The 15,446-nt window shown below is 30.9% G+C and carries 11 protein-coding genes; 8 read left to right on the forward strand and 3 right to left on the reverse strand.

Going from position 1 to position 15,446, the window contains the following annotated elements:
• Nucleotides 1-106: 106 nt before the first annotated feature.
• The 3 genes from ACI3VO_RS10245 to ACI3VO_RS10255 form a co-directional block, all read right to left on the reverse strand.
• Nucleotides 107-679: a TetR/AcrR family transcriptional regulator gene (locus ACI3VO_RS10245; protein WP_439757826.1), complete on the reverse strand. Its 573-nt coding sequence runs from the start codon at nucleotides 677-679 to the stop codon at nucleotides 107-109.
• A 372-nt stretch (nucleotides 680-1,051) separates the two neighbouring features.
• The gene (locus tag ACI3VO_RS10250) at nucleotides 1,052-1,306 is read right to left on the reverse strand and encodes a hypothetical protein (RefSeq protein WP_439757827.1); all 255 of its coding nucleotides are present in this window, start codon (nucleotides 1,304-1,306) and stop codon (nucleotides 1,052-1,054) included.
• A 152-nt stretch (nucleotides 1,307-1,458) separates the two neighbouring features.
• Nucleotides 1,459-1,827 carry a DUF2500 domain-containing protein gene (locus ACI3VO_RS10255; RefSeq protein ID WP_439757828.1) on the reverse strand — a complete coding sequence of 123 codons (369 nt, stop codon included), beginning with the start codon at nucleotides 1,825-1,827 and terminating at the stop codon, nucleotides 1,459-1,461.
• Nucleotides 1,828-2,187: 360 nt separating this feature from the next.
• Here ACI3VO_RS10255 and ACI3VO_RS10260 point away from each other — a divergent pair, with 360 nt between their 5' ends.
• The 8 genes from ACI3VO_RS10260 to ACI3VO_RS10295 form a co-directional block, all read left to right on the forward strand.
• Complete coding sequence (locus ACI3VO_RS10260; protein WP_439757829.1) at nucleotides 2,188-6,579, forward strand: alpha/beta fold hydrolase; 4,392 nt, start codon at nucleotides 2,188-2,190, stop codon at nucleotides 6,577-6,579.
• Between the two features lie 126 nt (nucleotides 6,580-6,705).
• Entirely contained in the window at nucleotides 6,706-7,227 is a 522-nt protein-coding gene (locus ACI3VO_RS10265) for an O-acetyl-ADP-ribose deacetylase (RefSeq protein WP_439757830.1), read from the forward strand.
• Nucleotides 7,228-7,229: 2 nt separating this feature from the next.
• Nucleotides 7,230-7,826 (forward strand): NUDIX hydrolase, encoded by a 597-nt coding sequence (locus tag ACI3VO_RS10270; RefSeq protein WP_439757831.1) that lies wholly within the window; start codon nucleotides 7,230-7,232, stop codon nucleotides 7,824-7,826.
• A complete protein-coding gene (locus tag ACI3VO_RS10275; RefSeq protein ID WP_439757832.1) occupies nucleotides 7,813-8,217 on the forward strand; it encodes a secondary thiamine-phosphate synthase enzyme YjbQ in 405 nt (134 codons plus the stop codon). The genes ACI3VO_RS10270 and ACI3VO_RS10275 overlap by 14 nt, the downstream gene beginning before the upstream one ends.
• Nucleotides 8,218-8,331: 114 nt before the next feature.
• Nucleotides 8,332-10,446, forward strand: coding sequence for a DNA topoisomerase III (locus ACI3VO_RS10280; protein ID WP_439757833.1), 2,115 nt, complete (start codon nucleotides 8,332-8,334; stop codon nucleotides 10,444-10,446).
• Between the two features lie 52 nt (nucleotides 10,447-10,498).
• Nucleotides 10,499-12,277: a BglG family transcription antiterminator gene (locus ACI3VO_RS10285; RefSeq protein ID WP_439757834.1), complete on the forward strand. Its 1,779-nt coding sequence runs from the start codon at nucleotides 10,499-10,501 to the stop codon at nucleotides 12,275-12,277.
• A gap of 220 nt (nucleotides 12,278-12,497) precedes the next feature.
• On the forward strand, nucleotides 12,498-13,430 hold the full coding sequence (pfkB, locus tag ACI3VO_RS10290) for a 1-phosphofructokinase (RefSeq protein WP_439757835.1): 933 nt from the start codon (nucleotides 12,498-12,500) through the stop codon (nucleotides 13,428-13,430).
• Between the two features lie 169 nt (nucleotides 13,431-13,599).
• Nucleotides 13,600-15,446 (forward strand): PTS fructose transporter subunit IIABC (locus tag ACI3VO_RS10295; RefSeq protein WP_439757836.1); only part of this gene is annotated, 1,847 nt, incomplete at its 3' end.

Genomic DNA, 15,446 nt, shown 5'->3' on the forward strand with positions numbered 1-15,446 from the left:
AATTAATGTAGACTTTTTTGAAATGCATGACGGAAATTATATTTATCCATAATTTCAAATGAGTATAATTTCCTATGCATTATAAAAAAAGGTACTTTTCGTACCATTATTTTTTCGATATGCCATCTACAAATATTCGAACAGCGTTTGATATATAATCTCTTTTTTCTAATTGTGTCAATTTTCTTCCAAAGGATGCATCGAGAAAGACAAATCCAAAGTTCATTGATATAAACATCATAGCCATGCTTTCGTAATCTGTTGGATTTATTTTATCTTTCATTTCTTCAAAATAATTTATCAATACTTTCTTGAATACTTGAGGTATTTTCAAAATTCCTTCTGATGTATATGGATATAATTCTGGAGTTCTAAGTCCGATTGATATTTTTACCATTTCAGGAGTAACCTTATTCATATAAACCTCTGAAAAAGAAACGAGATCTTTTGCTAAATCTCCAACATAGGAAAAGTCACTCTCTGACAAATTTGGATTCCATTTCGGTAACTGCATTGCCGATAATACTATTTCTTTTTTACCTTTGAATTTTCTAAATATAGTACATTCATTGACTTTAGCTAAACGTGCTATATCTTTTGTAGTAGTTGAAGAATATCCTCGCTCCATTACTAAATTCATTGTTGCATTTATAATTTTGTTTTGTGTTTCGTCAAACATATATCTCACCACCAATGCAAGTATTTACTTGCATTTTAGTACATATATATCGATATGTCAAGAAATACTCTAAAATATGGTTTATAAAAAAGGGGATGTCATAAAATAGATAAAAATCTATTTTGTAACATCACCACACTATACGGGAATATCTACATTATTGCATCCATAAACAAGAGCTACGTTTAAATAATAATGTTGAACCAGCTTTTACATATCCATATTTACCGTATTTATTTTTAACCTTAACATATCTAGTACTTCCACTTTGATATAATGCATAAACATATGCTGGACTTCCTGTACTTATTGTAAATGCTTTTTTAGTTTTGAATTTTATTTGAAGAAACTTTTTTCTTATCTTTGATTTTTTTAATTTATAACATACAGATAACCATGGCTCAAATCTCTTGCAATAGCATCTACAACTTTTAAATCTCCATTAGAGTCTAAAATTTTTAACATATCCTTCTTAGTTATTCTAATAGCAATTGTATTAGAGACGGCTTTTTGGTCTTGAACTATAAGATAAAACGATTCATAGTTTCCTGCTGCTCTTTTCCCTATCCAAAATTGATTTGTTCCATAAATATTTTCAAAAACTGATACATCTATTGTATTATCCATAATTCTTCCTCCTTATTGAAATATAGCACCTTCTTATCTTAGTATTTTTATGTTACTAAGTTTATTGATTAAATAGTAGTCTCTTTTTTTATAAAAGTCAACTACTTTTTAACTAAAATAGAATGTCTATATTTACAAATCAAAATTAAAATTTACCTTTCAAAGGATATATATCTTGTACCCTGAAATGTAAGTTTTCCATAATCACCTTCAGCTAGCATTATATATTCATTTCTACTTAAACGCATCTCCATTTGATCGCCTCTTTCCACTTGGAATGTGACATAATAAGTTATCGAACTTGTGGTATGCACCATGCCATTATGGTCTAAGTAATCGCTATTGCTAACTTGATTTCTTTTTTTAATAACTGTTGCATCTACTGTCAACTTAGGTGAGTTGTTGTTTTTATTCCATTCAGTAATTGATTTTAGCCCTGTAAGTACAAATATGCTAAATACAAATAAAAATGCTACAAAAAATAATATACTAAATACATCATCAAAAGAGAAACCGTACATATCCTTCACTCCCTCGGTGTTATTATATAATTTAATTTTATCATCAGCATTTTACTGATACAATAAAATACTTTTTAAATTACAGAATTGTAAATATATGTAACTTTCGCATTTTTATTTTTAAACAATATTTTTAATTTTAATGGTAATATGGTAAAAATAGTAATATTAGTTGGAGAAAATTTAGGATTTTATTAATATACTCTTAAAAAATTGTGTTTAGATTTAAATTTTTATGCTAAATAAAGGGATTTTTGTTATTATATAAAAAAGGGATTTTTGCTACTATATAAATAAGTAATAATAGATTATTTATTTTAAAAAAATCTAAAAATAATTTAAAAAAGGGGGATTAGAAGAATGAGGAATATACTCAAGAAAACAATAGTATTTATAATTACTGCTTCTTTTGTATTTAACTCGGGTTTGTCTCAAATTGTGTCTTATGCGCAGACGAGTGAAATCTATCAGACGGCAAAATCGATTATAAGCGATTTTGAGATAAACACCGAAAATCTACAAAATATAGCAGACATAGCACGAGCTGAAACTACTAGCACTACAGATTTGACTTTTGAAGATTTCAGTTATACTGAAGAAAATGGCAGTGTGACAATAACTGGATATACAGGAAGTGATAAAACTATTGTCATACCTTCTGAAATCGATGGCATGAAGGTAGTTGCTATAGGCGATTTTGCATTTCAATCTACATATCTTGAAGGTGTGACAATACCAGATACTGTAGTGACTATAGGAAATGGAGCATTTGAATATTGTAAATTTACAGACATAACAATACCGGATACTGTAGTGACTATAGGAAATAGAGCTTTTTATTACTGTACTAAATTAACTGATGTTACTATATCTCAAAATGCTATGAGTATAGGGGGATATGCATTTTCAGATTGTACAGCTTTAACAGAAATAACAATACCTGACTCTATAACTGATATAGGGGAATATGCATTTTTAAATTGTAAAGCTTTAACAAAAATAACAATACCTGACTCTGTAACTGATATAGGAGGATATGCGTTTTCAAATTGCACAGCTTTAACAGAAGTAACTCTTTCTAATAATTTGAAGAGCTTGGAAAATGGATTATTTAATAAATGCTCTAAATTATACAAAGTGAATATACCACAAAAAATTTCATATATAGGTGAAAGCGCTTTTTATGAGTGTTCTGCATTAGCAATCCAAATGGATATACCAGATACTGTAACTAGTATAGGAGGATATGCATTTTATAAATGTAGTAAATTACCTTCTGTTACGATGTCTGATAATGTAGATAGTATAGGAAAATATGCATTTTACTACTGCACTTCATTGAAGAGTTTAAATTTATCAAAGGGTTTAACTACTATAGAGGATAGTACATTCTGTCGCTGTGATTTTAGCAAAATAGAAATTCCAGATGGAGTTACAGCTATAGGAAAAGAGGCATTTGCTAGCTGTTATAATTTAACTTATTTTAATATACCAAATAAAGTTGAAAGTATAGGACAATACGCTTTTGGATATACTAAAATCGATAGTATAACAATACCTAAGAGTGTAAAAAGTATAGGAAAAGTAGCTTTTGGATACTGTAGCAAACTTGTTAGCATAACTGTAGATGATGAAAATGAATATTATTCAAGTATTGATGGCGTTGTATTTTCAAAGGATTTATCTACATTAGTTATGTATCCAGCAGGGAAAAAGGATAATGTAATACAAAATGATTTGACGACTATAGATTATGTAGTACCAGATAATGTAACTACTATAGGTGAATATGCTTTTTCTGATTCATATATTCAGACAATAATACTACCATATGGATTAAAAAATATAGAAGAGGGAGCATTTCAATATTGTCGCCTTACTAGTGTTGCAATACCGTATACTGTTACAAATATCGGAAAACAAGCATTTAGCCATTGTGATTTTTTAGCTAAAATGAGTTTACCAAGTCAAATAACAGCTATAGAAGACTATACATTTGAATATTGTGACAAATTGACTGAAATTATAATACCAAATAACGTAACTACTATAGGCAAAAATGCTTTTTACTGTAGATCAACATTAACTAGAAAAGCAGTAATACCAGATAGTGTTACATCTATAGATAAGGAGGCTTTCTTCCCTTATGGTACTTTTTACAAGGATTATTTAAATATATATGGATATACTGGTTCTTATGCTGAAACATATGCAGAAGGGCATCTTGTAAATTTTGAATCTATTGAAGAAGGCTATTATGGCACATATTTAGAATTTCAACAACCAAAGTATACTGAAAATATAAATTCTAATAGCAAAATTTGTTTAGCTTTTAAATCAGATAAAATAGCTCCTACAGATATAACCTATGAAGTAGGTGATTCAAGTATCTTAAGTATAGAAAAAACAGAATGTACTAGTAAGATAATCGATGAATACAATACGAGTATAGTTTTATCTCTAAAATTAGGAGAAAATACTGGAACTACTACTATTACAGCTACAACTTCAGATGGAAAAACTGCAACTTGTACTATTATAGTTAAAGATCCAGATAAAGTAGAGCCTAGTGATCAAGATGAGGATCCTATTATAATACTGCCAGGGATTATGGGAAGTAGACTATTCTCTAGTAGTACAGTGTTTGATGAGGATACTCTTGTATGGGATCCAGATCCAAGCTTAGGTGGAGTTGCATTTCTAAGCGATAAATTATTAAAGGGTGTATATGTTAAACCACCTGAAAATCAACAAAATTTAAATGCACTTGATAAAGATGACAAAGTTTTTGCTTTTTCAAAATATAAAAGAGAATACGGTGCATTATATACATATAAAAAGCTTATAGATTCGCTATGTAATTCTACTGATAGACCAGTTTATATTTTTAATTATAACTGGATGAAGAGCAATTCATATAATGCTACAGAATTGAGAAAATTTATTAATACATTAGGGGCTGATAAGGTAGATCTACTTGCTCACTCTATGGGAGGATTAGTTGCATCTAGCTATTATTCTCAATATAAAGATGATAATAAGGTAGATAGAATTATCACATGTGCAACTCCTTATGAAGGTGCACCGTGTATAATAAATAGCGTACAAAATTGGGATATTTTAACTGAAAAAGTCGATGTTACAAATGCAAAGTTTTGGCAAGATAATGCATTAGGTTTTTTAGGTGGATTAACTAAAAGTACAAAATCATCTATTATTTCAACTTCAGAAGTAATACCTACGAAAAATTATATCTCAAAGACACCTATGAGAAAGAAATCTTTAATATCTTACGATTTGCTTTCAGACGAAGAATATGCAGATGTATGTGAGGGGATATATTCAGACTTATATAGTCAAGCTGTACAGTTCCAAGAGTCAATTTTAAGTAGCGAGGGCTATAATAATTTACTAGATTATGAAGATGCTTATTTTTTAATTGGTAAGAATCAACCTACAATAACTTCTATTGAGTTTGATTTAATAGGAAATGATGTAAATAAAATATGGTATGAAGATGATTTGGAATATGATATGAAGGGTGATGGAACAGTACCTTATCTTTCAGCATCAATGATGGAAAAAGTAAACGGTTTATATAATTATAGATATAAGTTTTTAGATATTAGCCATAACCAAACTGTAAAAAATGAAGAAGCTATAAATTGGATAATGCAAAAATTAGAAATTACTACAGGTGCTAGTACATTATCTGATGAACAAACAGAAAATGAAACACCTGAAGGCTCTAAATATATAGTTCTTCGCGTGGCTTGTCCAGTTGATGTGGATGTAGAATTAAATGGAGAAGCATTAAACTCATCAGCATCAGAATGTACTTCTGAGACATCTTTTGGTAGAATGGATATAATAGGACAAAATGACGAAATAAAAATGTTCTGTTTAGAAGAAAATAAAGACTATAAAATTACTTTAAATGGAACAGATGAAGGTACTATGGATTACGCTATTCGTTACTTTAATGAAGATGGCGAGTTAGAAGAGGAAAGAAGTATTGAAGGTGTAGAAGTAACTGCAGATACAATTATCACTACAGGAAGTGATAAATCAAAAGATACAGTACTTAAAATCGATAAAGATGGCGATGGAGTAGTAGATGAAGAAAAAGTTGTATCATCTAATCAAAATAACGATGCAACTGTAACATTTGATCCAGATAATGGAGATAGTGTAGTAGAAAAGGCTGTAGGTAAAGAAGATGTATTAGATTATACTCCAGAAAACCCTACTAAATCAGGATATACTTTTGTAGGATGGTATAAAGATATCGATGATATAACTACAGAATATAAATCAGGACAAGCATATACAGAAAATGTTACATACACAGCTAAATGGGCGCATGTGGATATGCTAGGTGCTCAAGTTAAAGCTGTAGTAGATAGTAAAAGCGGTATAAGATTTGGTACTAAAATATACGACGATGGCGATGAAATAGTTGAAAAAGGTACATTGATAATACCTGCTAGATTAATACCAGAAGGTGAAGCTTTAACATTAAATACTCCAAATACTGCTAGATCTGTGGGCAAGGTAAATTATGAAGTAAATGAAGAAAAAAATTATGTAACTTACTTAGGAACAATAATAAATATTCCAGAGGCTCAATTTGATACAGAAATGACAGCATCATCTTATGTAATTTATAAGGATAAAGCTGGTAATGAATATACAGTTTATTCACCATATAAAAATACTTCGACAACTGTAAATAAATTATTAGGTAAATAATTTTCTATAAATTATAGATTTAAAGGGATAATTGCAAATTTATTTTGTGATATCCCTTTTTTGTTTAAACAATATTTTTAATTGGAAGAATAATATAGTAAAATAGTACTAAAAGAGGTGACTACAATGAAAAAAATTGAAATAATAAAGGGAGATATAACAAAACTAAACGTAGATGCTATAGTAAATGCGGCTAATAGATCGCTTTTAGGCGGCGGTGGTGTAGACGGCGCTATACATAGAGCTGCAGGAAGAAAGCTTTTAGAGGAATGTAGAACTTTAAATGGATGCAATACAGGCGATGCTAAGATAACAAAGGGATATAATTTACCAAGTAAGCATGTTATTCATACAGTAGGACCTGTTTATAGAGGTGGAAATTCAAATGAGCCTGCATTACTGGCTTCTTGCTATAGAAGATCACTAGAGGTTTTGATTGAAAATGGACTTAAGACAATAGCTTTTCCAGCGATAAGTACTGGAATATACGGCTATCCTATAGTGGAGGCTACAAACATAGCCTGCGATACAGTTTTAGATATGATAAAAAAATACAAAGATAAGATAGAAAAAGTATATTTTGTGTGCTTTAGCCAAGGTGATTATGAAATATACGAAGAAATACTAAACAGTAAAATAGGAGATTAGTCATGGAGGAAATACTAGATATATTTAACGACGAATTAGAGATAATAGGACAGGATACTAGAAAAAACGCTCATAAAAAAGGACTTTTGCATCAAGTAGTACACTGCTGGGTCGTAGAGGAATCTCAAGACGGTAGATTTGTATATATGCAGCAGAGGGCTGAGTTTAAGGATTTTCCGCTTTTATTTGATATAACAGTCGGCGGTCATATAGATGCTGGAGAAGTCGTGGAAGATGCGATGCTTAGAGAAATTAGAGAAGAAATAGGTCTAGATTTAAAAATAGAGGATTTGAAGTACGAGGGATATGAGGTAAAGGACATAAGTGAAGGAGATTTTCTAGATAGGGAAATTTGTAGAATATTTACATATACTTCTCCTAAGCAGGTAGAGTTTAATCCCGGTCCAGAGGTCAAAAAAATGGTAAAGATAAGAGAGCAGGAATTTATAGATGTATTCATAAAGGATGGCAAAGGACTAAATATAATCAATTTGGATGATAATAGTGAAGAGTATAAATTGAAAAAGGATTTTTGTCAATTTGGAAGCGAATACGAAATAATTTTAAGAAATAGAGGAAGAGAATATGAACTTATTTAAACACGAGCTTAGAATAAATCAAACTCAAAATATGATAAAAATAACTAATTCTATAAGAGAGGATATATTAAAAAGCGGCATAAAGGACGGAATAGTGGTTGTATACTGTCCGCATACTACAGCCGGAATAACTATAAATGAAAACGCAGACCCAGATGTAGTTAGAGATATGATTTATGGATTTGAAAAGGCATATCCTACTATCGATAAAAACTACAGACATTTTGAAGGAAATTCTCATGCACATTTAAAATCATCTACAGTAGGACCATCTCAAACGTTGATATTAGACGATGGAAATCTTATCATGGGAATTTGGCAGGATGTTTATTTTTGTGAATTTGATGGACCTAGAAATAGAACTTATTATGTAAAAATTATTCAGGGATAAACGATAGATATAAATAGTTTATAATAAAATATATAAAAAATAAAAAATATACAAAAAAATTATTAAGTGATAATATATACTAATATAGAAAATGCTTTTTAGAAAGGACAGAATATGGAAAAAATATTAGTTTTAGCTGAAAAACCTTCTGTAGGAAGGGATATAGCTAGAGTTTTAGGATGCAAAAATGAGAAAAATGGATATATAGAAGGACAAAAATATGTCGTGACATGGGCTCTAGGTCATCTAGTTACGCTTGCTGATCCAGAGGTATATGATAAGAGATATAAATCATGGGAAATGAATGATCTCCCAATACTTCCAAAGGAATTAAAGACAGTCGTAATAAAAAAGACCTCAAAGCAATTTAACACAGTAAAGGCTCAATTAAATAGAAACGACATAAAAGAAGTTGTAATAGCTACTGATGCAGGTAGAGAAGGAGAGCTAGTAGCGAGATGGATAATAGAGAAGGCTCATATTAAAAAGCCTATTAAACGTCTATGGATATCTTCAAGTACAGACAAGGCTATAAAAGAAGGATTTTCAAAGCTAAGAGATTCAAGAGACTACAACAACCTTTATTATTCAGCAATAGCAAGGGCAGAGGCGGACTGGATAGTAGGTATAAATGCAACTAGAGCGCTTACTACAAAGTACAATGCGAGTTTATCTTGCGGTAGAGTTCAAACTCCTACATTGGCGATGATTTTAAAAAGAGAAGAGGAAATAAGAAGTTTCAAGCCAAAGGATTACTACACACTAGAGGTATTAGCTGAAAAGGGAGGCAGCCTTTTAAAATTATCTTGGGCAGATAAAAACAACTCGACTACGACTTTTAACAAGGAAAAAATAGAAAATATAAAGAAAAAAATAGTAAATCAAGATTTAAAAATTGTAGAAGTAAAAAAATCAGAAAAGAAGAAATACTCACCAGCTCTTTACGACTTAACAGAGCTTCAAAGAGATGCAAATAAAATTTTTGGATATTCAGCAAAGGAAACACTTTCTATAATGCAAAAATTATACGAGCATCACAAGGTGCTTACATATCCGAGAACAGATTCGAGATATCTGACAGACGATATAGTAGACACTTTAAAGGACAGAATCAAGGCGGTAAATACGAGTGAGTACTCAAAGGTCTGTACAAAACTACTAAAGACTAAGATAAAACCAAATAAATCATTTGTAGATAATTCAAAGGTAGGTGATCACCACGCTATAATCCCGACAGAGGAGAGAGTGTTCTTAGGCGATTTATCGGATAAAGAGAGAAAAATTTACGATTTAGTAGTAAAGAGATTTTTAAGTGTATTATGTCCTCCTTTTGAATACGAACAGACTACAATAAAGGCAGTCTGCAAAGGCGAGATATTTACAGCTAAGGGGAATAAAATCAAAAAGCTAGGCTGGAGAGAAAACTATAATCACGAAGACGACGATATAATAGATTCAGCAGTAGACGTGATAGTAAATGACAATTTAAAAATAGAAAGTGTGAAGATAGAAAGCAAAAAGACAAATCCACCTTCATATTTAACTGAAGCGACTTTGCTTACAGAAATGGAAAAACACAACCTAGGAACTGTAGCTACTAGAGCAGACATAATAGAAAAGCTATTTAATTCCTTCTTTGTCGAGCTAAAAAATAAAGAAATTCACACTACATCAAAGGGAAGACAGCTACTAGACTTGGCTCCAACTGACTTAAAAAGCCCAGAGCTAACAGCAAAATGGGAAAAAACATTAACAGATATATCTAAAGGAAAGAGTAAAAAGAGTGATTTTATAAATGAAATGAAAAATTACTCAAAAACTATTGTAAAGGAAATAAAAAACAGCGAAAATAAATTTAAACACGACAACCTAACTAGAAATAAATGTCCAAATTGTGGTAAATTTATGTTAGAAGTAAACGGCAAAAGAGGAAAGATGCTAGTCTGTGAGGATAGGGAATGCAACACTAGAAAATTAATTTCTCAAACGACAAATGCAAGATGTCCTAACTGCCACAAAAGACTTGAACTAAAAGGCGAGGGAGAAGGAAAAATATTTACTTGTAGCTGTGGATATAGAGAAAAATTATCTTCATTTAACAAAAGGAAAGCAGAAGAGAAGGGAAAAGCTTCTAAAAAAGACATAAATAAATACTTGAAAAATCAAAACAAAGATATGGAAGCATTCAACAATCCTTTTGCAGCGCTTGCTAGTTTGAAAAAGAAATAATAATGTAAAGTTAGAAACAAAGATACGGAATACTACTTAACTTTTAAAGGGGTTGATTTTCATTATTTATAGTATAAGAGCCTTAAATATAATTGAAATATTAAAAAATTCCAAAGATCCTGTTAGTAGTTTAGCTCTTAGCGAAGAAATTGGATGTTCTACAAAAACTATACAAAGTGAGATAAAGGATATAAATAAAAGCAGTAAGGATGGAAAAATAGTATCAATTCGTGGAATAGGATATAAAATAGAAGGCTCATTTGATCACATAACTATTCCAAGTCAATATTTGGGAAATGTGGACAGAATTGATTACATTATAAAAAGCTTGATAAACTTAACTACAAAAGAAGATAATACTATAAAGCTAGAAGAACTGGCAGATTCGATGTATATCAGCGTCTCTACAGTAAAAAACGATTTAAAAGAAGTAAAATCTATTTTGAAAAAATACAATATCGCTGTAGTTTCAAAGCACAAGCAAGGTATAACGATAGAAGCAGAGGAAGAGGATATAATAAGGTTTATACTCGATATATGCTCTAAAAAAGAAAATGATTTGAGTTTAAAGGATTTTTTAACTGATAGAGTAGCCGATAATATGTTTAATCTGAAAAACATAATTTTGAGTATGTTGAGCAGTAAACACTTGGTTTTAAGCGATACAGAGTTTAAAAACTTGTGCAGTATAATATTTATAAAATTAAGCAGAAATGGTCAAGAGGAAAATGAGTTTATAGAACAGTATATCAACGATTATTTAATTGAAAGAGAGTTGATAATGAACGACGACAAAAATAAAGAAAAGATACTCAGTGCAATAAAAAAATTCTGTAAAAACTTGAAAATAGCGACATCTATAGACATCAGCAACGACGAAATTTTTGAAAAATGCCTTTACGATCATATAAATAGCATTTACAAAAAGATGAAGCTAGGCATAAATCAATACGGAGTACTGCCAGTTGATATAAGGATAAAATATCCTTACGCATATGAATTAGGTAAGATAGCCAAAAAAACAATAGAAGAAGAGCTAGAACTAAAATTAGACGACGAAGAAATATCGAATATAGCAGTACATGTTGGAGGGGCAATAGAAAGATGCGCACACAACCAAAAGAAAAAGGTATTTAAGGTAATAATAGTATGTGTATCTGGAATAGGTACTTCTATGCTGATAAAAAATAAACTAGAGTATCTATTTGAGGATAAAATAGAAATAGTAAAAATAATACCTGCTTATTTAATAGATTACATAAACGCTCTAGAGGTTGATTTTATAATATCTACAGTAGATATGAAATTTGAAAGAGTGCCTGTAATAACAGTTTCTCCTCTTTTGAACGACAATGAAGTGAAAATAATCGAAAAATTTATGAAGACAGGTAAAATTTACAAAGAAGTTGAGCCTAGAGATTTATTCGATAGAGAGCTGTTTTTCACTGATTTGAAATTCAAAACAAAGGAAGATGTCATTGATTTTTTAGGAGGTAAGCTTCTAGAAAAAGGCGCAATAGATGAAGACATGAAAAACTCGTTTTTCGATAGGGAGAAAATAGCCACTACAGAAATAGGAAATATGGTGGCGCTTCCACACGGCGCCAATGGCAAGATTTTGAAAAATAAAATAGCAGTAGGGATACTAGATGAGCCTATACCTTGGACTTTAGGAGAAGTCAGATTAATTTTGACTTTAGCTATCGACAAGGATGAAATATTCGACTACGAAAGATTATTTTCGATAATATACAAGCAGGTGGGTTCAGTATCAAAGGTAATAAGCATTTGCGAAAATAAAAATTACGAAAAATTTATAAAGATGTTTTAGTTGATACTGACTTTTTAGTGTCTTTAAATTGGTAGGGAAAACCTAGTAATTTCAACGTTTTAAAAATATAAAATTGAAAAAAATGGAAAAAGCGATAAATTTCTCTTTTAATTAAGAGAAATTTTTTGCCTTTTTGAAAAAATAAATTTAGTTTATTATTAAAACATAGAATAAAACAAAAGAAAACGAGCACAAATAATATAAAGGAGGCTTGGGAATAATGATATATACAGTAACACTTAATCCATCTATAGATTATGTCATAAAAGTAAATAATTTGACAAATGGACAAGTCAACAGAGTTGCTGAAGAGCATGTCTATCCAGGTGGAAAGGGAATAAACGTAACTAGAATATTAAAAAATCTAGATAACGACAACATAGCTTTAGGATTTGTAAGCGGATTTACAGGAGATTACATAGTGAATTCTTTAAAGGATTTAAACTTAAAATCTGAATTCATAAAAGTAAAAGAAGGATTCACAAGAATCAATGTAAAGATAAAAAGCGATGAAGAAACAGAAATAAACGGGCAAGGTCCTAAAATAAGTGAAGAAGAATTAAATAAATTTTACGCAATTATAGATAAATTAGTTGATGGAGATATTTTAATATTATCAGGAAGTATTCCATCATGCTTAGATGAGAAATTATACGAAAAAATAATGGAAAGAGTAAATTCAAAGGACATAAAGGTAGTAGTTGATGCAACTAAGAACTTACTTTTAAACGTATTAAAATACAGACCATTTTTAATAAAGCCAAACAACCACGAACTAGCTGAAATGTTCGATGTAGAATTAAAATCAACAGAAGACGTAATTTTCTACGCTAGAAAATTAAAAGAAATGGGAGCTAGAAACGTACTAATATCTATGGGAGGCGATGGAGCGCTATTAGTTTCAGAAGACGACGAGGTATTTATAAGTAGTGTTGCAAAAGGCGAAGTTGTAAACTCAGTTGGAGCTGGGGACTCAATGGTAGCAGGCTTTGTAAGTGGATATTTAAAGACAGGTAGCTACGAAGAAGCACTAAGACTTGGTGCAGCAAGTGGAGGAGCAACAGCATTTTCTTCTGACTTAGCATCTAGAGAATTTATAGATAGATTAGTAAAAGAAATAAATGTTGAAAAAATAAGAAAATCTTTATCCTAAAGGTCTATAATGTAGATTTTCTTGAAACACATGTACGGAAATTATATTTATTCACAATTTAAAAATGAATATAATTTCCTATGTGTTATAAAATATATAATTTATAAAGATTAAAATTCCTAGTAATAATAAGGACTAATATATAAAATAATAAAAAGGAGTAATGATTATGAGAATTACAGATTTATTATCAAAAGAATCTATAAAGTTAAACCTTTCATCTAAAACAAAACCAGATGTAATAGATGAAATGGTAGACTTAGTAAATGCAAGTGGAAACTTAAATGACAAACAAGAGTACAAAGAAGCAATACTTGCTCGTGAAGAATTAAGTACAACTGCAGTAGGAGAAGGTATAGCAATACCTCATGCTAAAACAAAAGCAGTTAAAAAGGCTTGTCTAGCTGCAGGGATTACAAAAGAAGGAATAGATTACGAAGCTTTTGATGGTAGCTTATCAAACTTATTCTTTATGATAGCTGCACCAGATGGAGCAAACAACACTCACTTAGAAGTATTATCAAGATTATCTACAATATTAATGGATGCAGATTTTAAAAACAGCCTAATCGATTCAAAAAGCGTAGATGAATTTTTATCATTAATAGATAAAAAGGAAACTGAAAAATTCCCTGAAGAACAAAAAGAAGAAACTAAAGCTGAAACAAAAGAAGTTTCATCAAATGATGGATATCCAGAAGTTCTAGCAGTTACTGCTTGTCCAACAGGTATAGCACATACATTCATGGCAGCAGAAAGCTTAACTAACAAGGGTGAAGAAAAGGGAATAACAGTAAAGGTTGAAACTAACGGTTCTGGAGGAATTAAAAACGCTTTAACTAAGGATGAAATAGAACATGCAAAATGTATAATAGTTGCAGCAGACAAAAAAGTAGAAATGGCGAGATTTGACGGCAAAAAAGTAATAATAACTAAGGTTGCCGATGGAATACATAAAGCTGACGAATTATTAGAAAGAGCAGTAAAGGGAGATGCTCCAATATACCATGCAGATGGAGCTGAAGCAGCTGAAGAAGAATCAAATGAAAAAGAAGGTCTAGGTAGAAAATTCTATAAAGACTTAATGAACGGTGTATCTCACATGCTACCATTCGTAGTAGGTGGAGGTATACTAATAGCAATAGCCTTCTTACTAGATGACTATAGCATAAACCCAGCTAACTTCGGTATGAATACACCTTTAGCAGCATTTTTCAAAACTGTAGGAGGTCAAGCATTCAACTTTATGCTTCCAATACTAGCAGGATATATCGCTATGAGTATAGCAGATAGACCAGGTTTAGCAGTAGGTTTCGTAGGTGGAGTTTTAGCGAAGGATGGATATGCATTTAATAATTTAATGGATTTTGCAAACTCTAACCCAGTAAGCTCAGGATTTATAGGTGCACTAATTGCAGGTTTTGTAGGTGGATATATAGTAGTTTTACTTAAAAAATTATTCTCTAAATTACCAGCATCATTAGAAGGTATAAAACCAGTTTTACTTTACCCTCTATTTGGAATACTTCTAATGGCATTATTCATGATGGCTATAAATCCAGCAGTTGGAGCTATAAACTCAGGACTTAACAATTTCTTAGCATCAATGAGTGGAAGTAGTAAAATTTTACTAGGTGCTATATTAGCTGGAATGATGGCAATTGACATGGGTGGACCATTCAACAAAGCAGCATATGTATTTGGTACTGCACAACTTACTGTTGCAAATGCAGGTCCAGAACAATTTGGAATAATGGCAGCAGTTATGATAGGTGGTATGGTTCCTCCTCTAGCAATAGCACTTGCGACTACTATCTTCAAGGATAGATTCACAGAAAGTGAAAGAAAATCAGGTATAGTAAACTATGTAATGGGTGCATCATTTATAACAGAAGGTGCAATACCATTTGCAGCAGGAGATCCAGCGAGAGTTATACCTTCTTGTGTAATTGGGTCAGCTGTAGCAGGTGCCTTATCAATGGCATTTGGATGTGGATCTAGAGCACCACACGGTGG

The sequence above is a fragment of the Intestinibacter sp. genome (assembly GCF_051866655.1).
Taxonomy (GTDB): domain Bacteria; phylum Bacillota; class Clostridia; order Peptostreptococcales; family Peptostreptococcaceae; genus Intestinibacter.

Coding starts and splice junctions, on each gene's coding strand:
- ACI3VO_RS10245 (WP_439757826.1), bottom strand. CDS start 679: ATGTTTGACGAAACACAAAACAAAATTATAAATGCAACAATGAATTTA.
- ACI3VO_RS10250 (WP_439757827.1), bottom strand. CDS start 1,306: ATGGATAATACAATAGATGTATCAGTTTTTGAAAATATTTATGGAACA.
- ACI3VO_RS10255 (WP_439757828.1), bottom strand. CDS start 1,827: ATGTACGGTTTCTCTTTTGATGATGTATTTAGTATATTATTTTTTGTA.
- ACI3VO_RS10260 (WP_439757829.1), top strand. CDS start 2,188: ATGAGGAATATACTCAAGAAAACAATAGTATTTATAATTACTGCTTCT.
- ACI3VO_RS10265 (WP_439757830.1), top strand. CDS start 6,706: ATGAAAAAAATTGAAATAATAAAGGGAGATATAACAAAACTAAACGTA.
- ACI3VO_RS10270 (WP_439757831.1), top strand. CDS start 7,230: ATGGAGGAAATACTAGATATATTTAACGACGAATTAGAGATAATAGGA.
- ACI3VO_RS10275 (WP_439757832.1), top strand. CDS start 7,813: ATGAACTTATTTAAACACGAGCTTAGAATAAATCAAACTCAAAATATG.
- ACI3VO_RS10280 (WP_439757833.1), top strand. CDS start 8,332: ATGGAAAAAATATTAGTTTTAGCTGAAAAACCTTCTGTAGGAAGGGAT.
- pfkB (WP_439757835.1), top strand. CDS start 12,498: ATGATATATACAGTAACACTTAATCCATCTATAGATTATGTCATAAAA.